The sequence below is a fragment of the Campylobacter sp. US42a genome, from assembly GCF_004379055.1.
Classification (GTDB): domain Bacteria; phylum Campylobacterota; class Campylobacteria; order Campylobacterales; family Campylobacteraceae; genus Campylobacter_D; species Campylobacter_D jejuni.
The window spans coordinates 1-20,683 of the sequence record NZ_RYYK01000008.1; the positions used below are offsets into that span (position 1 = coordinate 1).

14 protein-coding genes and 1 pseudogene are annotated in these 20,683 nt (G+C 30.1%); 7 read left to right on the forward strand and 8 right to left on the reverse strand.

All coding sequences use genetic code 11. The features are described 5' to 3' along the window. Positions 1-115: 115 nt before the first annotated feature. From ELQ10_RS07535 to ELQ10_RS07545, 3 genes are read right to left on the reverse strand one after another with little or no spacing between them, the layout of a single operon-like run. Positions 116-823 (reverse strand): hypothetical protein, encoded by a 708-nt coding sequence (locus ELQ10_RS07535; RefSeq protein WP_134250415.1) that lies wholly within the window; start codon positions 821-823, stop codon positions 116-118. After that, on the reverse strand, positions 820-1,842 hold the full coding sequence (locus ELQ10_RS07540; RefSeq protein ID WP_134250416.1) for an AAA family ATPase: 1,023 nt from the start codon (positions 1,840-1,842) through the stop codon (positions 820-822). The genes ELQ10_RS07535 and ELQ10_RS07540 overlap by 4 nt, the downstream gene beginning before the upstream one ends. After that, a complete protein-coding gene (locus ELQ10_RS07545) occupies positions 1,839-2,939 on the reverse strand; it encodes a DUF262 domain-containing protein (RefSeq protein ID WP_134250417.1) in 1,101 nt (366 codons plus the stop codon). The genes ELQ10_RS07540 and ELQ10_RS07545 overlap by 4 nt, the downstream gene beginning before the upstream one ends. 113 nt (positions 2,940-3,052) lie before the next feature. Here ELQ10_RS07545 and ELQ10_RS07550 point away from each other — a divergent pair. Then, positions 3,053-6,776: pseudogene (locus ELQ10_RS07550) on the forward strand (class I SAM-dependent DNA methyltransferase). Beyond that, a complete protein-coding gene (locus ELQ10_RS07555) occupies positions 6,776-8,557 on the forward strand; it encodes a pentapeptide repeat-containing protein (protein ID WP_002866313.1) in 1,782 nt (593 codons plus the stop codon). Before ELQ10_RS07550 ends, ELQ10_RS07555 begins: the two are co-directional and overlap by 1 nt. A gap of 29 nt (positions 8,558-8,586) precedes the next feature. On the opposite strand, the gene ELQ10_RS07560 is transcribed toward ELQ10_RS07555, so the two are convergent. Next, entirely contained in the window at positions 8,587-9,288 is a 702-nt protein-coding gene (locus ELQ10_RS07560; protein ID WP_057990964.1) for an SIMPL domain-containing protein, read from the reverse strand. Then, positions 9,285-10,487 (reverse strand): multidrug effflux MFS transporter, encoded by a 1,203-nt coding sequence (locus ELQ10_RS07565; RefSeq protein ID WP_070306386.1) that lies wholly within the window; start codon positions 10,485-10,487, stop codon positions 9,285-9,287. Before ELQ10_RS07565 ends, ELQ10_RS07560 begins: the two co-directional genes overlap by 4 nt. A gap of 102 nt (positions 10,488-10,589) precedes the next feature. Here ELQ10_RS07565 and ELQ10_RS07570 point away from each other — a divergent pair, with 102 nt between their 5' ends. Continuing rightward, entirely contained in the window at positions 10,590-11,939 is a 1,350-nt protein-coding gene (locus tag ELQ10_RS07570) for a DUF2130 domain-containing protein (RefSeq protein WP_002913269.1), read from the forward strand. A 23-nt stretch (positions 11,940-11,962) separates the two neighbouring features. On the opposite strand, the gene ELQ10_RS07575 is transcribed toward ELQ10_RS07570, so the two are convergent. The 3 genes from ELQ10_RS07575 to typA all read right to left on the reverse strand — a co-directional run bounded on the left by ELQ10_RS07575 (position 11,963) and on the right by typA (position 15,639). After that, positions 11,963-13,006, reverse strand: a complete 1,044-nt coding sequence (locus ELQ10_RS07575; RefSeq protein ID WP_029588381.1) for a c-type cytochrome — start codon at positions 13,004-13,006, stop codon at positions 11,963-11,965. A gap of 177 nt (positions 13,007-13,183) precedes the next feature. Next, positions 13,184-13,831 carry a poly(A) polymerase gene (locus ELQ10_RS07580; RefSeq protein WP_133401928.1) on the reverse strand — a complete coding sequence of 216 codons (648 nt, stop codon included), beginning with the start codon at positions 13,829-13,831 and terminating at the stop codon, positions 13,184-13,186. Next, positions 13,831-15,639, reverse strand: a complete 1,809-nt coding sequence (typA, locus tag ELQ10_RS07585) for a translational GTPase TypA (protein WP_002799607.1) — start codon at positions 15,637-15,639, stop codon at positions 13,831-13,833. The genes ELQ10_RS07580 and typA overlap by 1 nt, the downstream gene beginning before the upstream one ends. A gap of 134 nt (positions 15,640-15,773) precedes the next feature. Between typA and ELQ10_RS07590 the strand changes: the two genes are divergently transcribed. From ELQ10_RS07590 to ELQ10_RS07605, 4 genes are read left to right on the forward strand one after another with little or no spacing between them, the layout of a single operon-like run. Then, complete coding sequence (locus tag ELQ10_RS07590) at positions 15,774-16,097, forward strand: hypothetical protein (RefSeq protein ID WP_133401929.1); 324 nt, start codon at positions 15,774-15,776, stop codon at positions 16,095-16,097. A gap of 18 nt (positions 16,098-16,115) precedes the next feature. Continuing rightward, positions 16,116-18,092: a flagellar hook-length control protein FliK gene (locus ELQ10_RS07595; RefSeq protein WP_133401930.1), complete on the forward strand. Its 1,977-nt coding sequence runs from the start codon at positions 16,116-16,118 to the stop codon at positions 18,090-18,092. Positions 18,093-18,145: 53 nt separating this feature from the next. Continuing rightward, positions 18,146-19,039: a flagellar basal body rod modification protein gene (locus ELQ10_RS07600; RefSeq protein ID WP_134250418.1), complete on the forward strand. Its 894-nt coding sequence runs from the start codon at positions 18,146-18,148 to the stop codon at positions 19,037-19,039. A gap of 3 nt (positions 19,040-19,042) precedes the next feature. After that, positions 19,043-20,680, forward strand: a complete 1,638-nt coding sequence (locus ELQ10_RS07605) for a flagellar hook protein FlgE (RefSeq protein ID WP_052776160.1) — start codon at positions 19,043-19,045, stop codon at positions 20,678-20,680. The last annotated feature ends 3 nt before the right edge of the window (positions 20,681-20,683 follow it).

Sequence of the window (20,683 nt, forward strand, 5' to 3'; positions counted from 1 at the left end):
GACTTGTTAAATGTCTTCATTACTTACTTTATATATAAATCCTATGTTTATTTTTATTGTTGTTTTAGATGGTGTTTGAAATAAATTAGCAAATAAATATAATTAAAGTACTTTATTAAGAGATAGAAGATGTGATTACTCTAACAATATAAGTAAAATCTTTGGTTGTATCTAATAAATAATCTATCCCGCTAGTCAATATCAGTTCTATTTTATAGGTTGGATAATATATTAAAATATACCTATCGTGACAACCCGAGTAGTGATGATTTTGTCTATCTATTTTTATCATTTGGTTATTAGCATTTATTTTATTGTAAATATCTCTAGGCAGATAAATATCTTTATCAATACTACATATATTTATAAAATTGATTAAATTGTTGCTTGTTAAATGATTATCATATATAAAAATACTATTAGCTTCTAAAAATAAATTTTTAAAATATTCAAAAGCTTTGTTTCTAGATTCTCTTTTTTTAAATGTTGAACATATATTGTTTTCTATTTTTTCATCTTTTATATAAAGATAAGGAAAAGATTTAGATTTTTCATTTGTAAGAATAATTTTTAGGATAGTTTTTCGAGAAAGTTCCTCTAGGGTTAAATTAGCATAACCACTTTGGATAAAGATAGCTTTTAAGTCATGATCTATAGCTAGATTTAAATTTTCTAGTTTGCTAATTTGATTCAGATTTATTAAGTGTGTTGGCTTATAATATTTCAACATGTTTTCAATAATATTTTTATCAAATTCGAGAGATTTTTTAAATTTCTCAAATTCTATTAATATATCATCATCAAGCACTAGTGAAAAATTCATCTAATTTCCATCAGTTTTTCTAAATCAGTATCGAAAAACCCAGTAGGAAAACTAGTTTTTACACCATCTTCATTGCAGAATTTTCCAAAATTTATAAAAATAGGTTTAAAATCTGTTTGTTGATCCTTATAGTAAATAATACAGTCTTCGTCTTTGAGTTCTTTTTTGAAATTTATATATCTTAATTTGCTTAAAAAATAATTAGAATGAGTTTCGATGATAACTTGAATTCCTTTTGAAACCAAAAATGCAAAGAAATCTACAAATTTAGAGATAGCTTTTGGATGTAAATGAATTTCTGGGTTTTCTATTATAAATATATCTCCTTTTTTTAGAGATAACCCAATAATAATAATCTTGGTAGTAAAATTTAAGCCAGTGGATATATTAGATGGCAGGAAATAATTAGAAAAATTTTTATCTTTGAATCTATTGAGTATAATGTCTATATTTTCATTTGTTGTAAAGGAAATTTCTAAATCCAATATTTCTTTTATCCATTTATCAACATGATAATTTAAAATTTTATTGCTGTTAGGATTTTCATAAAAAATTTCATCAATACTTTTTAAACTATTTGCAGAAAAATAATTGCCTATATATTCACCAGAAACTCCAAATTTGATATTGTTTTGTATTTTTTCGATATCTTGAATTAAATTTCTATTAGATTGTAAATAATAGAAATTTTCTTCAAAATCAAATAAATATTCAGCATTTTTGGTTGTTTCTTCCTTTGTAATATTTATTATATTTTTTTCGTTTAATGCTATATGAATTGAATCTTCATGTAAATCTTTATTTCTCATTTGATCAAAAATATATAAATTTCTAGTAAAATTTTGTATATACATAGACTTTTCTATATTTAAAATATTTGTGTTTATAAAAAAACAAAGCGTTTGTAATACTGAAGATTTTCCACACGAGTTTGTTCCAGAGATTACAGTTAATGGCTTAAAATCAAAATTATTATCTTTAATCAATTTAAAGTTTTTTATGTGTAATTTGTGTATCATTTAATAAGCTCCAATGCCTTATTGATTCTAAATTCGATATTTTCTTTACTATCGATACCATAGGTTATTTTTTCAGGTTTATCAAGTTCTTGTTTAAATTGATTTATTTGGTATTTTAAGGGAAAAGGTCTTTGATTTTCTTTTGCATACATAAATGCAGAAGTTAAAGCTTCAAATAGCGCCATGCTTAATTTTCTTTTATTGGTTTTATGAATATCTTTAGTTTCAAATCTAAATAAATTATCTTTGTACTTATCCGCGATAAATCTCATTACTTCCTCATAGTTTTTTAGAAAGCTTTGAAAATTCTCTTCTTTATAAGTTTCATTTATAATTTTCATAAATTTTGCTAAAAAATCATCCATAGGGGTAAATAATTCCAAATTTATTTTTTTTGTTAAACAAAAATATAAAGAAAGAAATCTTAAATTCAAATATCGATCTTTCATATTTTTGCTATTTGGATACCCTGTCGCTTCTTTGAATGAGCTGTATTCACTCATTGTGTTTATTATTTTAGTGCAAGTCCCATTGTATAAAGCATTACGCATTTCTTGATTATTGATTTTTGTTCCGCCACGATTAACTCTATCGAAAATATCATATTTGATTTTTTCTGGTGTTTGAGGAGATATTATATACATATCTATCTGATAATCTTCTATTCTTGTTTTTTCCTGCGCTTGCAATTGATGAAATTTTTTATTATTGCATTCTGTCAGTATTTTTAAGTTTTTCAAGATTAATGCGTCTTCTAAAAATTCATTTAAACATCCAAGTCTTTGTCTCCCATCTGCTATTTCTAATTTTCCATCTTCTGTTTGATAGGCATATATCACAGGGATAGGAATTCCCATTAATATAGATTCTATAAGCTCTGATTTTTGTTTATTATTCCACCTTTGATCTCTTTGAAATTCCGGTGTTAAAATAAAATCTTTTTTTATTATTCTGCGATTTGCTTCATAAACACTATAGCTTTTTTTATCAATTTTTATATCTTTTATAGGGTAAATTTCTTTTTCTTTACTATCTTTTTCATCCAAACCATCATATAAATTTTCGTTAAATAGCGTATTAGTTTCTAGATTTTCCATTATCTATACCCCTTATATAGTATTAGTTAACATTATAACACTAAAAAATTAAATTTCCATTTTCTTAAAGTAAAATTTTGATAAAATAGAAACCATTTGAAAAAAGGTGCAATATGAAATTTGAAGCTATAAATGAAAAAGAATTTTTAAATCCCTACCACCGCAAAAAGCCTATCTTAGAAACAGAACTAAACGAATTTATCAAAACTTTAAAAGACTATAAAATAAATTTAGAAAACAATCTTAAAAACAACGAAGATTCCCTTGTGGCAAACGCTCTTAGCAAATTTTTTGAAAATTTATCTTTTCAATGCGAAGTCAAAAGCATACACAAAGGCAACAGCGGTATAGACTTGGCCTTAAAAAAAGATGGCCTTACCCAAGTCATCATCGAAGCAAAACTGCCTCATTCTAGAGAATTTTTTAGTCAAAGCAAACCTAATTGCAAGGCTTTGCATGAGTGCATTTTATACTATCTTCGCGAAAGAAAAGCGTTAAATTCATCGCTTAAGCACATCATCATCACGGATTTTTATAGCTTTTTTATCTTTAAGGCGGATTTGTTTGAAGAGCTTTTTAATAAAAATAAGTATTTTAAAGAAGCTTTTGAAAATTTTGAAAGCAAAAACTCGCTTTTTAAAGGCAATACCGATGAAATTTATCAAGAATTTGAAAAGATTTTAAATGGCGATAGCACTTTAAAAGGGCTTTTTGTGGATTTAAAACCTATCTTAGAGCAAGATAAATTAAGCTTTAGTAAGCTTAAGCCTTTGTTTAAAATTTTTAGCAAGGATTGTTTGCTAGGTGAGTTTAACCCCAACGATGCAAATTCACTCAACAACGCTTTTTACAAAGAGCTTTTATACATCTTAGGGCTTTATGAGAGCAAACAAAACTCAAAGCTCATCATCACAAAAAGCGAAGAAAGTAAAGAAGAGCAAGGAACTTTCTACACCGCTATAAATTCTAAGCTTAAAGAAGAAAATTTTGAAACCATCTTAAAACTTTTGATCTTATGGCTTAATCGCATTTTGTTTTTAAAGCTTATAGAGTCAAATTTGGTGCGTTTTAATGATGATAAAAATTTGAAATTTTTAAATTTCAAAAAAATCCCTGATTTTGATAAGCTTAGCGAACTTTTCTTTGAAGTTTTAGCCAAAGAAAAAAGCACGAGAAAGAAAAGCGAATTTGCTTATCTGCCTTATTTAAATTCTTCTTTATTTGAAAAACAAAGCATAGAAAACACACTTGAAATTTCAAGCTTAAGCAATGATTTAAAGCTTTTTTACTATAAAAACACCGTGCTAAAAGATGATAAATGCAAGGCTAAAAAAGGACAAGTGGGGCTTTTGGAATACTTGTTTGAATTTTTGGATAGCTTTGATTTTGGTAGTGATGATGAGCAAAGCGAAATTTTAAGCCAAAAAGAACTCATAAGTTCAAGCGTTTTAGGAAATGTGTTTGAAAAACTCAATGGCTACAAAGAAGGGAGTTTTTACACGCCAAGCTTTATCACTTCTTATATGTGTAAAGAAAGCATCACAAAAGTTGTGCTTGATAAATTCAACGCTCAATTTGATCTTGATGCTAAAAATATAAATGAACTAAGAAAGTCTTTAAGAAAAGAAGACAAAAAAGCACAAAAAGAGCTTTTAAATTCCATAAAAATTTGCGATCCTGCAGTGGGAAGCGGGCATTTTTTGGTTTCTGCTTTAAATGTTATGTTAAGCATTTATGATGAGCTAAATCTTTTTGATGAAGAGTTTTACCTAGAAGTACAAAACGATGAAATTCTCATCACGGGTAGAAAAGGCGAGTTTATAGAGTATAAACGCCCAAGTACGCCTAAAGATAAAGCCCATCTTATCCAGCAAGAACTTTTTCATACCAAAAAAGACATCATAGAAAATAACCTTTTTGGAGTCGATATCAACCCTAACTCATGCGAGATCACCAAGCTAAGGCTTTGGATAGAGCTTTTAAAACATAGTTTTTATCAAAGCTTTGATGATGAGACTTATCACGATCTTAAAACATTGCCAAATATCGATATAAACATAAAATGCGGAAATTCTTTGGTATCTTACTTTGAAACAGTCAAAAGCCTAAACCACTATCCTAACATCAAAGAACGCATGGGCAAATACAAACGCATAGTAAAAGACTATAAAGAAGGCTTTTACACAGATAAAAGCCGCATCAACCAAGAGATAAAAAATCTCAAAATTTCTTTTAAAAATTTCTGCTTTGCGGATAAATTTAAAAAAGAAATGAAAGGCTTTAACGATAAATGTGAAAAATACTCTAAAAAATACGGAAATTTCTTAGCCGTAGATGATGAAAATTTGAAATTCTTTGTTAGTGCGAATTTGACTCTTTTTGACTTTGATGAAAAAGAAGCCATAAAAGAATTTGCAAATCTTAAAAAAGAATACGACAATATCTTCAACCTAGAAAGCAATCATCCTTTTGAATGGCGTTTTGAATTCCCTGAAATTTTGGACGATGATGGAAATTTCAAAGGCTTTGATCTCATCATCGGCAATCCACCTTATATAAGACAAGAAGAGCTTAAAGAACTCAAGCCCCATTTAGCTAAAAATTATAAGGTTTATAAAGGCACGAGCGATATTTATACTTATTTTTATGAACTAGGATTTAATGTTTTAAAAGATAGGGGGGGGGGTATTGAGCTATATCACTTCTAACAAATACACGCGTGCAGGATATGGGGAAGCTTTGCGTGAATTTTTGCTTAAAAATGTTAAGTTTTTAGAATACACTGATTTAAACGGCATAAAAGTTTTTGATAGTGCTACAGTGGATACTTCTATACTTTGTTTTGAAAAATCAAAAAGCAAAGATAATAAATTCAAATACCTTGCCCTAAGCAATGAAATTTTAAAAACTTGTGCTTATGACATTGGCTTATATAAGGACTTTGCAGAATTTTCGCAAAATTCTTTAAGCAAAGAAAGCTTCACTTTTAGCGATGAGAATACTAGTGCTTTAAAGGCCAAGATAGAACGCATAGGAACTCCACTTAAAGAATGGTATGGGCTTAATATCAACTATGGGATAAAAACGGGTTTAAATGAAGCCTTTATCATCACCACTGAAAAAAGAAATGAAATTTTAGCAAATTGCAAAGATGAAGCTGAAAAAGAACGCACCGCCAAACTCATACGCAAAATGCTACGCGGACGCGATATAAAAAGATATAGTTACGAGTGGGCGGGACTTTGGGTGATAGGAACTTTTCCAAGTTTAAAAATCGATATAGAACAATATCCTGCTTTAAAGCAATATTTATCTCAATTTTTACCACACATAGAACAAAGCGGAGAAAAAGGTTGTAGAAAGAAAACTAGCAATAAATGGTTTGAAACTCAAGATAATATCGCTTATTATGAAGAATTTGAAAAAGAAAAGATAGTTTGGGCAGAAATGACCAAAGAAGCTTGTTTTGTATATGATAATTCAAATTTTTTTACAAATCAAACTTGCTATTTCTTTACGCATTGTGATTATAAGTATTTATTAGCAATTTTAAATTCTAGACTAATTGTTTATTATATGCAATATATATCATCTCACTTAGGACAAGGTGCTTTTAGGTGGATAAGACAATATATAGAAAAACTTCCTATACCAAAAATAAATTCCAAAAATGAAAAATTAGCCGATGAACTTATAAATTTAGTCGATGAAATTTTAAAAGCCAAAGAACAAGACAAAAACGCAAACACCCAAGAGTTAGAAAATAAAATCAATTCTTTGGTTTATAAACTTTATAACTTAACCGAAGAAGAAATAAAAATCATAGAAGGGAAATAATGGAAGAACTAACAAAAGAACAAAGACAAATCATAGAAGAAGAAATTAAAAAAGAAATTAAAAAAGCTAATACTTTTTTAAAACCTGAATTAATTAATAAAATTATACAAGATATTATTGGAGATATAAAAGGAAAAATAAACAATAAATTTAAATGTCCAAAAAATTTAGAAGAAATATTATCAAGTATTCCACAAAAAGTTTATGTATCTTTAGGAAAAGAAGAAATAAAACAAATTTTAAAATTAGATTTTTGTTGTTTTGTCGATAATGTATTTTACATTGATTCTGCTCCTAAAATAGAACCTTACGAACGCAATCAAAATAAAACTGCTATCGAAGAGCAAAGAATAATACAATGCTCTTATGATGATTTATTGTATTTGTTTAAAACCTATCCTTTAATATTTAATCATTGTATATTTGATTATAAAATAGATAAGAAAACACCCATAGAACAAATCAAAAAACTTTCTTTTTTAAATTGTAATTTTAAAAAAGAAGTTTATTTAAATTTTCAAGAATGCTTAGATAGTTTTCAAATGGATAATTGTGTATTTGAAGATAGGGTTACCATTAAAGGAAAATTTAACGATAATGTTTATTTCAATAATTCTATTTTTAAAAATTACGCTGATTTCCACGAGTGTGAATTTGAAAAAACTGCTAATTTTTATGGAGTGAGATTTAATAAAACTCCAAATTTTTCTCAAGCGATTTTCAGAGGAAATTTAAATGCTGTAAATGCGAATCTAAATTTTACTTTTGATGATTTACAAGAGAGAATCAAACAAGAATATGAAGATTTTAATAAAAATATAGAAAACAAAAAATCTTTAGATAAATTTGCAAATGATTTTAGAGATTCTTTTAGGACTTTTAAAAATGCCTTGATAAAAGATAATAATCTTTTAGACGCTTCAAATTTTCATAAATACGAGCTTTATTGTAAAGAGATAGAGCTAAAACAAAATTGGGATAAAAGGGGTGAGAATGTAAAAAATACGACAGATTTAGAAAAAAATGTTTCGAGAATTCGGGATTTTATGGATTTTTTACTTTTAGGATTTTATAGAAAGCTTTGTGATCATCATACAGACTTTTTAAAGGTTTTTAATAATCTTATATTATTAATTGCTTTGTATGCTTTGTTTGTTTTTGGTTTTACTTGGCTTCACGATGATAAACTAGAAGATACAAGAGCGATTTTAACTTTATTTGGATTTTTTGATAAATTTAGGCTTTATTTTGATATCATAAGCACTATTTTTGTAGTTTTTGGATGTGGTTTTTTTGTTTGTAAATTAGATTCATATGAAAAGAAAAACAATGTTTCAAAAAAACAAAACATAAATTTTATATATATCATTGGTGATTTTTTGAATTTGATTAAAAGCTTATTGTTCGCATCCTTTATCCCTTGTGTTTTTTATGTGTTATTTTCATTATTTGGATTTTTTTTAAATTTAGGTAAAGACTTTGGATATTCATTACTTATAAATACTTTGTTTGTTAGTTTATATATTTGTTTAGTTTATACCAAATCTTTGTTTTTTGGTAGATATGTGGTGCTTATCTTTTCATATATAGTATTTATTATAATGCTCATAAAACAACCTAATGTAATTCACCCTTTAATAGGAAAAATCGCAAACGAATCTGATAAATTTTTTAATTATCCAAGCTTAATAGTGCTAAACATACTATATACCATACTTTTAGCTTTAGTTCTTTTCTCACTCCAAAAGACCGCACGAAAAAATTCCATAGTGCCAAGCTAAGCCTTAAAGCTTAGCTTGAAATTTTATCATCAGTCTTTTAAGTAGTATTCTATAGTAGAAACCACTCTTATGGTTTTGATATAAGGGGTGTTTTTATCTCTGTTGCTAATGCTAAATTGTCCTTGAGAAGCCTTTTTTATCTTGCCTAGATGGCTGTTTGAGTCTTGTGCGAATTTTATCGCTGCATTTCTAGCATTGAGCGTTGCTTCTTCTATCATTTGTGGTTTTATATCATTTAGCTTGGTGTAAAGGTATTCTATATCATAATCATCGATTTTTGTTACTATACCAAATTTTGCAAGACTTGAAATGTTTTCTAGTATGCTTTTTCCAAGCTTTACATTTTGAGTATAGATGAGTAAATTCGCAGTGCCTATGTATCGGTATGCAGCTTGAGTGTCGTTGCTATAAGGATCGCTTAAACGATCTATGATATTTGGCGAGTTGTAGCTGATCTCATCTTCTTTTACGCCTTGTTCTTTTAAAAATTTGATGATATTTTCTTTATCTTGTTCTAGTTCTTCGTATAAATTTGTAAGATTGTTGTTTGATCTTGTGAATTTTATAGGAAGTATCAAAGTATCCGCTTCGACTTCTTTTTGACTTAAACCCTTTACACTTACACTTCTTTCAAGTGTTTTAAAATCACTTAAAGCCTTGTTAAATCCAAAAGCTAGAATCAAACTTGCCAAAACTATGGCTAAAGCCATAAAGATATTATTTGTTTTCATTTTTTCTCCTTTATTTTGATTAGAAAATATATCATATTTGCAACCAATACGCAAGCACACATTACAAAAGCAAGGATTATCGGCGTATTTGCGTTAATAGCCCCAACCACAAAAGAAATAAGCCCTGCAAAACCAAATTGCACCGTTCCAAGCACCGCAGAAGCAGTTCCGCTATGTTCTTTAAACCTTGCCATAGCCAAAGTCGTGGTGTTAGGTGCGATGAAACCAAGCATAGCGATACTTGTAAAAATACTAAGTTCAAAAAGCAAGAAATTTGGATGAAAAAAGGCATTTACAAGTAAAATCACGGTCGATATAAACATTATCATCAAAGCTTTTGCCAAAATTTTTTCGCTTTCGTATTTTAAAACCAATCTTGCATTGATATTTGCACAGATGACAAAACCTAAAGCATTTGCCCCAAAAAGCAAGGCAAATTTTTGCTCACTTAAGCTAAAAAACTGCGTAAAAACAAAGCTTGATCCTGTGATATAAGCAAACATCGCCGCCAAAGCAAAAGAAGCACATAGTATATAAACTAAAAAGCGTTTATCGCTTAAAACAAATTTGTAGCTTTTCATCGCTTCATGATGGGAAAATTTTTTGTTTTTAAGATGAGGTGCGGATTCTTTTAAACCAAAAAGTATCATCAAAAAAAGCAAAATTCCCAAAGCAAACAAAGTCGCAAAAATACTATGCCATGAAAAATACTCTAGCAAAATTCCCCCAAAAGTTGGCGAAAGCATAGGAGCAAGAGAACTAAAAACCATCATCAAAGCAAAAATCCCTGCAGCTTCTTTGATCTCAAACAAGTCATTGACAATAGCCCTTGCGATAACCACACCTGCACAACCCCCAAGTGCTTCAAAAAATCTCAAAGCGATAAAAGCATAAATATCATCGATAATCATACAAAACAAACTCGAAACGATGAAGAAAAATATCCCCACCAAAGCTGGAATTTTACGCCCAAAAATATCACTTAAAGGCCCATATATAAGCTGTCCTAAAGCAAAAGCGATAAAAAAACTTGCGATACTAAGTTGGGTTAAAAAAGAATTAGTTTGAAAACTTTGCTCCACATGAGAAAGTGCAGGCAAATACATATCTGTAGAAAGTGGTGCTATGCTTGACATCAAAGCAAGGATAACGATGAGTTTAAATTTAGCAAAGCCGTGAATTTTGGTGTGTTTTTGCATTTGTAATCCTAATTATTCTAAAAGAATGATTTTAACAAGTCAATCTTAGAATAATCTTTGTTTTTCTATGTTAAATTTAGGGAAAAATTCTAAGGAAATTTTATGCAAAATTTAAACCAAAATGAACAAATCAAATGCCCAAGTTGTGGAAGTTTTATCGATATCAGCGCTGCTTTATATGCTCAAATTTTAGATAAAGCTAAGCAAGAAATGCTAAAACAAAAAAAAGAATTTGATGATGAGGTAAATGCTAAAAGAGCTGAATATACCAAAGCTTTAAATGATTTAAAAACTCAAAAGATAGAACAAGAAAAACTCATAAACGAGCAAGTAAGCCAAAAGCTTCTTTTAGAAAAGCAAAAATTTGAACAAGAACTTCTTATACAAAAGCAAAATTTCCAAAAAGAATTCAGCGAGAAATTTAACAAAGAGCATGAAAATGAAATGAAAATCATGCAAGAAGAACTCGAGAAAAAAAGCAAAGAGCTTAGCGAGTTTTTAAGCATAAAGGCTGAAAATGAAAGGCTAAAAAGAGAGCAAAAAGAAAATGAAGAAAGATTGAAATTTCAAGCCAAAGAAGAGGCTTTTAAAGAATTTAAAGAACAAGAAAGCAAAAATTTGGAATTTGAAAGAGAAAAAATGCGTCTTGAATTTCAAAAAAATACTCAAGAACAAGATCTTAAGTACAAAGAACTAGAAACGAATTTTAAAAGTGTAGCTCAAAAGCTAGAAGACGCACAACGCAGGATAGAACAAGGCTCACAGCAACTCCAAGGCGAAGCAGCCGAACTACTCATAGAAGAATACATACAAAGTGAGTATTTAAGCGATGAAGTAAAAGAAGTGCCAAAAGGCGTAAATGGAGCCGATTGTCTGCATATAGTAAAGGATAATTTTGGAAATATTTGCGGAAGTATTTTATATGAGAGCAAACGCACTAAAGAATTTAACAAAGAATGGCTTGATAAACTTAAACTAGACAGCATAGCTGCAAAAAGTGATATAGCGGTTTTGATTACAAAAACTATGCCAAAAGATAAAGAAAAAACGCATTTTAAAGAAGGAATTTTGATCTGTACTTTTAATGAATTCAAAGGTGTTTTAGCAGTGCTTAGAGAAAGCATTATAAACGCTTATAAACTCAAAAATGCCCTGCAAAACAAAGATGAAAAAAATCACATTTTATACGAATACTTAAATTCCAAGGAATTTAACACGCAAATCACTTTTATACTCAAAACTTACCAAAATATGAAAGAAGAGTTAGAAGCTGAAAAAAGGGCTTTGCAAAATATATGGAAAAAAAGAGAAAGAGCTATAGAAAATCTAAGTTTTAATTCCACTGCCATAGTGAGTTCTTTAAACGCGATATTTAGCGACTTACAAGGTGGAAATTTGATAGGCGAAGAAGGCATTAAAAGCCTTGAAAATTTAGCAAAAGATGAGGATTAATTTTGGGCTAAGCCCAAAATTAATCATTCTCCTGGGAAGTGATTTGGATTTTTCCAAGGTCCGTATTTTACTTTTATGTATTCTTTAGGGTCTAAATTTTGTTGTGGTGAAGCAAAATACTCAGGTTTTAATGATGGGGATTTGCTATAAGCTGTATCAAGTCCTGCACGATTTTCTGTAGTGGTTATAGGCATTCTTACAAAACCTGTATTGACATAAGCTGCTATATCTAGTGCATCTTCATCGCTTAATATAGGATTATCCGCACTCGCACCAAAAGGCATGGCTGATTTTAAAAATCTTGCTAAAAATGGTATCATAGCCATGTGTCCACCATCAGGATAGATAAGTAAAGATGGATATAAATGTCCACCACCTTGTTCGTAATTATCATTTTTTACCCCAAGTCCTCTTTCGCCATGGCAAGCAACGCAATTTTCTTCAAAGAGTTTTTTTCCACGCACAGGGTCAGCTGGGCGATTTGGAAAATTCATCTTAGCGAAAAAATCTCCTTCAAGCTTTACGCCGTCTTTGATACCATAAGCTTCTTTTAGCCATTTAAAATAAGCTAAAATTGCTTTCATTTCTTTAGAATCATTAGGAAATCTATGAGAGTCAGTTCCGCCCATTCCGCGAATTCTATCTTCAACAGAGATGATTTTCATCGTTTCTATATCAAGTCTTGGATAATTGTTTAGGACATTTAAAAATGGAATAACATATTTTTTTGTCCCTGGTAAACCATTGCCGTCATTGTCCATGTGACAGGAAATACAGTTTACTTCGTTGCTTGTCTTTTTTAGCTTGCTATAGGGTCCTAGAGTACTTTCTGTCTTGCTTAAAAGCTCTATGCCATAACGGATTAAATCCCCTTGCTTGCCTTTTGGAACATCATTGATGCTTAAATTTTTATTTGGCCATTCTTGCACAGGTCTTTTGGAAAGTTCCTTAAAATACTCTACTCCTTCCTTGTCGCTTAATTCTTCTCCTACTTTGTAATCACTCACGCTTTTAGCGCTAAGACTCAAACTAAGACATAAACCAAGCAATAAAATGTGTTTTTTCATGATTTTCCTCCTTTTTATTTGCAGTTCAAATTGATTTTAGTGTATTTTTTCTTAAATATTAAGCATAATAAGAATAATTTAAATAAAATTAAATTTTAAAGTGTTACTAAAAGTAATATATTTTTAAAGTATATAATTAATATTTATTAAAATTTTATGATATTAACTTTATGTTAATTATTTAAATAGTTTGTTTTTTATAGAGTTTAGATTTTCTTCTAAATTTTTGAAATTGTTTTCTAAATCTTTTTTTATATCTATAAAGAAAGGATTGCTTAAAGTAGCGATAAGATAATGATTTTCTTTAGAAAAGATATGATTTAAAGTGAAATTTTTATCTGTAAGTTTGATATAAATTTGTTCTTCGTTTTCAAAGCTAGGATTTTTGTTTGCTTTTGAAATTTCGAGTAAAATTCCGCAAAAAAAGCGTTTGTTTTCGTCTAAAAACTGAATATCATAAATTTTAAAATCCTTAAATTCAAAGCAGTTTTGACTTTTAAATTCTTTCAAATCCTTTGTAAGTCCTAGTTTTAAAAAGTCTTTTTGGCTTAAACTTTGCTTTTTAAATTTCGCCCCAAAACGACGCAAAAACAAATTTAAAGCATCAATTTGTAATTCTTTTTGTGCGAGTTTTAGTTTTTTGGTTGTAAAACGAAAGAAAAAAACACCCACAAAAACAGCTAAAATTACTGCGATTAAGGCATCTCTTATAAAAACAAAGGCTAAAAAACCTACAAGTAAGGCTTCGATAATGCTTAGGAATTTTAAGATTCCTAAGCGTTTAAGTATATGAAGTCTATTATTTTCTAAGCTTTTTAAATCCATTAAGATTTTGCTTTTTCCATTCTTTTTCTTTGAGTTGGATCAAGATAGCGTTTGCGAACACGCACATTTACAGGAGTAACTTCTACAAGTTCATCTTCTTCTATCCACTCTAAAGCTCTTTCAAGGCTTAATTTTCTAGGTGGTACAAGTTTGATTGCATCATCGCTTCCACTCGCTCTTACGTTGGTAAGATTCTTTCCTTTGATAGGATTAACATCTAAATCATTTGGACGAGAGTGCTCACCTATAATCATACCGGTATAAACTTTAGTTTGAGGCTCTATGAAAAGCACTCCACGCTCTTGAAGGTTAAACAAAGAATACCCCAAAGCCACGCCATTTTCCATAGAAATTAAAGCTCCATTGTTACGCTTTTCAACCGCGCCGCTAAAAGGACGGAATTCTAAAAAGCTATGATTCATCACGCCTTCGCCTTTAGTATCGGTTAAAAACTGGCTTCTAAAACCTATAAGTCCGCGTGCTGGAATTTCAAACTCAAGTCTTGTTTGTCCATCGCCTGTTGGTGCCATGGTTTTCATTTCAGCTTTTCTTTTGCCAAGTTTTTCTATTACCGCACCGCTAAATTCCTCAGGCACATCGATAACTAAATGTTCAAAAGGTTCTGTTTTAACCCCATCTTCAACCTTTACGATAACTTCAGGTCTTCCCATACAAAACTCAAAACCTTCACGACGCATATTTTCAGCTAAAATAGTGATTTGAAGTTCGCCCCTACCGCTTACTTTAAATTTGCCTTCGCCTGTGCTTTCGTATTTCATAGCGATATTAGTTTTCATTTCAGCTTCTAAGCGTTCAGCGATTTTATTTGAAGTTACATGTTTTCCTTCAGTTCCTGCTAATGGGCCATCATTTACAGAAAATACTATACTTAAAGTCGGCTCTTCAATGTGTAAAGGATCAAGTGGCATAGGATTGTTTGGATCTACAACGCTATCACCCACATCTAAAGCTTCAAAACCTGCTATAGCTACGATATCTCCACTTCCTGCTTCTTCAATATCCATTTTTTCTAAGCCCATAAAGCCAATGAGCTTTGAAATTCTACCATTTACCTTGGTGCCATCAGCTTTTGCAAGCATTACGCTTTGGTTTTTCTTTACAACCCCATTGAAAATTCTAGCAATGCCTATTTTACCTACGAAATTATCATACCCTAAAGTGAAAACTTGAAGTTGTAAAGGATTGTCATTTGTGCCACTTGGTGCTGGAACGCGTTCAAGTATGGTTTTAAAAAGTGGCTCCATATTATCACTTTCATCGTTTAGATCAAGCTTAGCATAACCATTTTTTGCTGCAGCATAAACTATGGCAAAGTCAAGTTGCTCATCGTTTGCATCTAGGGCTACAAAAAGATCAAAAATTTCATTGATCACTCTTTCAGGATCAGCAGCTGGTTTGTCGATTTTGTTGATTACAACTATAGGTTTAAGCCCTAAAGATAAAGCTTTTTTAACCACGAATTTAGTTTGTGGCATAACGCCTTCTTGAGCATCTACTAAAAGCAAAACTCCATCAATCATTTTTAAAACGCGTTCTACTTCTCCGCCAAAATCAGCATGCCCTGGAGTATCTATGATGTTGATTTTTGTACCTTTGTAATTGATCGCTGTGTTTTTTGAAAGTATGGTAATACCGCGTTCTTTTTCTATATCGTTGCTATCCATAACGCGTTCTGAAATTTGTTCTCTTTCGCTAAAGGTGCCTGATTGTTTTAACAATTCATCTACCATGGTGGTTTTACCATGGTCAACGTGAGCTATAACTGCTATATTTCTAATGTTTTCCAAATTTTCTTCTCCAAAGCTAAATTTTTAAAAGCTTAGATTATACAAAAATTTAACTTAAACTACAAAGTATCAAAACTTGGAACACTTCTTGCTTTAAAAACTTATGAAATTAAAATTTTAAAAAGGAAGTTAAAATGTCAAAACCATTAAATGAAGATATTTTTGTTGAATTTAAAAGCGATCTAGCTGAAAGAAAAAATGAAGTTTTGCTTCAAGTTTTAGAACTTTTAGAAACTTTTAGATCAGATAAAAACGAAAAAATGGCAAGAATTTCAAGCGAGCTTACAGAAATTTTAGAAAATGAAGAAAATTTAGAGAAAATTTTAAATGCTAAAAATTTAGAAGAGCTTTTAAATATCTTAACTGCTTTAAATGAAGATAAGATGATTAAAGTATATGAAGATTCTTATTTGAAAGAAAAATTTCCTAATGTAATGGTAGATAAATTTTTAAAATAATTTTTTGAAGGAAAAGTGATGTCAAATTTAGCTCCGCAAAATGATGTTTTAAATCTTACGCCGAGTAAAACTTCTACTACTAGTAGTTCTTTTAGTAAAACAAGTAAAAATAAAGAACATGAAAGTAGCGATAGTAAAAATTCAACTCAAGATGATACAGAGAGTTTTTTAAATTCTTTGCTCAATTCTATCGATGAAACTAATGAATTTTTACCTGATCATATGAAGATTAGTCAAAAAGAAGTTGTTAATGAAGCGATGAACAGACTTCAAAAAGGAGCTTTTGATGAGAGTGATAAGATAAGCATTTTCGAATCTGCTTCTTTTATGCAAATTCTTTCTTTATTGGATAAGCTAAAAACAGATACAGCAGATGTTAAACTGGCAAATCTTTCTACTCAACTTTCAAGTCTTATTAAAACAGAGGCTAATTTTAATGCTTTAAAAGGCGCATCAAATCTTAGTGAGCTTTTGGACATAGCTAAAGATTTGGGTTTAAATGTAAAAAATATTAAAGTAGATCGTCTTCTTGATCTTAAAGCAACTTTTCCAAATTTAGATAAGGCTGATTTTTTTAAGGGTGCTGTGGATAATGTTTTTAAAGAAATCATCAATAATAAAATTTCCAATGTGAGTAAAAATTTAAATCACAATTTACAAAATACAACTCATACTACAAGCACTCATTCTACGCAAAAAACAAATTCTAAAGATAGCGGTTCTTTGCTTTCTCAAACTTTAAAAAATTTAGACTCCATACTTTCATCCAAAGAAAGCAAACACGAAAAAAATGATAAAGTTAAATCAAAAACAGAAGAAGATGTCACAGATGCTAAAAATACTTTAAAAAATATCAAAAATGATGAGTTTGTAAAAAATTTAACAGAAGAGTTAAATATAAAAGATAAAAAAAACCAAGATAATTTAAATAAAGAAAACACAAAAGATGTAAAAAATAATGAGCAAATAAAAAAAGATGAAAAAGAATTAAACAGCTTAAATAAAGATAACAATCTTAAAGATTTGATTAAGGATAGCGCAAAACAAGATAAAAATTCAAACAAAGAACTAAAAGACAATGTAAGCACTCAGGATCTTGCAAGTCTTAAAGATTTAAACAAAGAAAGCAAAGACTTAAACAAAGATTTTAATAAAGAGTTAAATAAAAATCAAGAAAAAAACAATTTAAATCAAGAGAATATACAAGATCAAAATAAAAATTTAAAGAACAATAATCAAAATTTAAATCTTGATAAAAATTCAAATAAAGAAATTGTCAAAGATACTCAAAATTTAGCTTCAAATTTAACACAAAAAGATTTTAGTTTAAATAAAGAGCCTAAAAACAACAACAAAGAAAATAAAGATATAAAACAAAATTTCTTTGATCAAAAATTAAATTTTGAAAATTTAAATAAAACTCAAGTAGTTCAAAACAAAGAGAATAATGCAAATTTTAATAACAATACCAATAAAGAAACTTTTACTCAAGAGCAAACAAAAACGCACAGTGAAAATGTAGATAAAAATAGTTTAGATGAGTTAAATTCTTTAGTCAAAGACTTAAATAAAGTAACACAAAACAATGCTCGCAATATCACTCCTAAAGAGACTTTGCAACATTTTTCACAAGATTTAAAAGAGGCTGTGGATCAATATAAAGCGCCTATTACTAAACTTAGCATCACTCTAAATCCTAATAATCTTGGAGAAGTGGAGGTAACTTTGATACAAAGAGGCAATAACCTTCATATCAATTTCAACTCCAATACCAATGCAATGAATTTATTTATCCAAAATCAAGCCGAGTTTAAAAATTCTCTTGTAAATATGGGATTTACTGGACTTGAAATGAATTTTAGCGATCAAGGTAAAAGAGAGCAAAATCAAAATCAAGGAAAAAATCGTAGTGGATATGGTTTTAAAGATGCTTTAGATGGAAAAAATGAAAGTGAAAAAGTCAATCTAGAGCTTGTTTTAGCGAAGTATTTCTAAGTTGGAACACTTATTGCTTAAATAATAAAAAACTAAATAAAAAGGAGTTTATAATGATATCATCATCGGATTGGAATTTAAATACTGCTGCTACAACTTCAGGTACTACTTCTTCAGGAAGTACTAGTGGAACAACTGGAACAGATTCAAGCAGTAGCTCAGGAATAGTGAGCAATCCAAATGCTACCTTAGATAAAGATGCATTTTTAAAACTTCTTTTGATAGAGCTTCAGCATCAAGATCCAACAGATCCTATGGATAGTGATAAAATGCTTACTCAAACTTCACAGCTTAGCGCACTTGAAATGCAACAAAATACCAATACAACTATGCAAAAAATGGTTGAAACTATGCAAAAGCTTTCTGATTCTTTTAGTACGAGTATGAGTACTTCAGCTTTAGGGGCTATTGGTAAAATGGCAACTGTTTCAGATAATAAAATCAAACTTACAGGTGCAGATGAGCTTATCGCTCTTAAAATGTATTTGCCTGAAGATTCTGATGAAAACGGTGTTACGCTAGAAATTTATGATAGCAATAATAAACTTATTTTCAGCGAAAAAAGCGATGCTAAATCTATTTCTCAAGGTTTATTTACTATGGAGTGGCCAGGAAGAAATAATGATGGGGTTTATGCAGGTGATGGTGAGTACACTGTTAAAATGGTTTATAACAATAAAAATGGTGAAAAAATCACTGCAAATTACGGAACTTATCCTATCGAAGGTGTTGTTTTTAAAGATGGTGTTGCCTATGCAAAAATGGCTGGACAAGAAGTTCCTTTTGATGCGATACAAGAAATAACAGATTATAAGCTTGGTTCATCTTCATCTACTGGATCTACTGGAGGAAGTGGTTCAAGTGGGGACTCAAGTGGTGGTTCAAGCGATGGAGATTCTTCTGGGTCTGGATCTACAGAAGATGGCGACAAAGAGGAAAAGGCATAAGCCATGATGAATTCATTTTATAATGGGATTTCTGGAGTAAAAAGCAATAGCTTTGGTATTGATATCACTGCTAATAACATAGCAAATGTCAATACCACGGGCTTTAAATACTCTGATGCTCAATTTAAAGATATTTTTTATACTACCATAACAACCCAATCAACCAACCCTGCTCAAGGTGGTTATGGTAGCGGTGCAGCATCTTCTCAAGTTGTTTTTGAACAGGGTTCTCCTGTTGCAAGTGATGGCGAATTTGATGTGGCTTTGCAAGGAAAAGGATTTTTTGGGGTTTTAGGGGCTGATGGCAATGCTTACTATACTAGAAATGGATCATTTAGAAGAGATGCCAATGGATATTTGGTAGATTCTTATGGAAATTTTGTTTTAGGAACAATGAATCCTGCTTTTACTGGTATCAACTATAGCGATAGGGTAGCGGGGCTTATGGGGGATTATCTTAATACAGGAACTCCGGTAAATAATGGTTTTACCGTAAATTCAAATAATTCTTTCAGTATAGGCACAACCGCTTCTCAAGGGGCTATTAAAGTACCTGTGAATATGTATTTACCTCCTCAAGTAACTCAAAATGTAAAATGGAGTGGAAGTTTAAATACTAACACAACAACAGAAGTAGTTAAAGTAGATCTTGATCCTAGTAAATTTAACATTACAAAAACTGAAGATGGAAAATATGTAGTTAGTGGTAGTGTTAGCAAAGAAGATGTGTTTAGTGCTAAAGCGGGCGATAGGATCATTTTAAATTTCACTGATGATAATGGCGTAAAAACAAGCTTTGAAGCAACTTTAGATGAAAATCTAAATTTTAAAAGCAATGAGCTTGATTTAAAAGGATTGGATGAAAATAGTATCAAGCTTGATACAGCTCAAATTTCAACAGAGCAACAAAAAGCCAATAAAGATATTTTAGAATCCCCTATTTATAATGCAGATGGAAGTAAAAGCACTTTAAGGGTTACACTTGAAAGAGTTTTACCGCAAGAAGGCGATAATATACAATATAAAGCCATTGCACAAATTTATGATTCTAATGGCAATGCCGTAGGCAATCCAACTGAAGGAAATATGGTTTTTGATAAAAATGGTGCTTTGCTTCAAAACAATATTACAAGCATTGCAAATCCAAATGGTGGAACAATTAATATTGATTTAGGCTCTCCTTATGATGCTAACAAACCTGGTTCAGGTTATAGCGGGATTTATATTAAAGAAGGCGTTGAAAAAAATGTAGTTACACAGCAAGATGGTGTAGCTGAAGGATTTTTTGAACAATACAATATATCCGATGATGGAAGTATTGTTGCGCAATTTAGCAATGGTAAAAACGCCATAGTTGGAAAACTTGCTTTATATAATTTTATCAATGAGCAAGGATTGGCTGCTATGGGAGATAATATTTTTGCAGCAACGGCAAATAGCGGTGATGCAAGTTTTATTATGAAAGATGGTCAAGTTGTTAATACAGCCAAATTTAAAGGCGGATTCTTGGAACAATCAAATGTTGATTTAAGCACAGAGCTTTCAAACCTTATCGTAACTCAAAAAGCTTTTGATGCAAGCTCAAAAAGTATCACTACAAGCGATCAGATGATACAAAAAGCCATTAATATGAAAAGATAATTT